The sequence below is a fragment of the Oleiphilus sp. HI0079 genome (assembly GCF_001635105.1).
The window spans coordinates 1-593 of sequence record NZ_LWFT01001240.1 but is presented as its reverse complement, the minus strand read 5'-3'; the positions used below and the strand labels follow the sequence as shown (position 1 = coordinate 593).

At 48.6% G+C, this 593-nt stretch carries 1 pseudogene; it reads right to left on the bottom strand.

The annotated features are described in order from the left end of the window. Window positions 1–593 (bottom strand): annotated as a pseudogene (gene purH / locus A3750_RS21895) (bifunctional phosphoribosylaminoimidazolecarboxamide formyltransferase/IMP cyclohydrolase); the annotation flags it as partial.

Genomic DNA, 593 nt, shown 5'->3' with positions numbered 1-593 from the left:
AACCGCCTGGTTGAATCACGCAAGCAATACCAGCGTCTGCCGCGTTATCAATGCCGTCCCGAAAAGGGAAAAATGCATCTGAGGCCATCACGGAGCCAGCTACTTTAAGGCCAGCATGTTCTGCCTTGATTGCCGCAATACGAGCTGAATTTACACGGCTCATCTGGCCTGCACCAACACCCACTGTTTGTAGATTCTTGCCATACACAATGGCGTTTGACTTCACCATCTTTGCAACTTTCCAGGTGAATAATGCATCTCGTAACTCGTCTTCGGTTGGTTGACGGCGACTAACTACCTTAATCTCACCAAGATTGATCATTCCTAAGTCGCGCTCTTGAACAAGGATTCCGCCATTAACGCGTTTGTAATCCATCGCAGGACTTGCTTTCGTTAGCGTTCCACAAACAAGTAGGCGAACATTTTTCTTGGTGCTTACCGCTGCAATTGCTTCGTTACTTGCAGACGGCGCGATAATTACCTCGACAAATTGTCGATCAACAATCGCTTGCGCGGTTTTTCCATCAAGCTCTCTGTTAAAGGCGATGATGCCGCCGAAAGCCGACTCAGGATCGGTCGCGTAGGCATTTTCA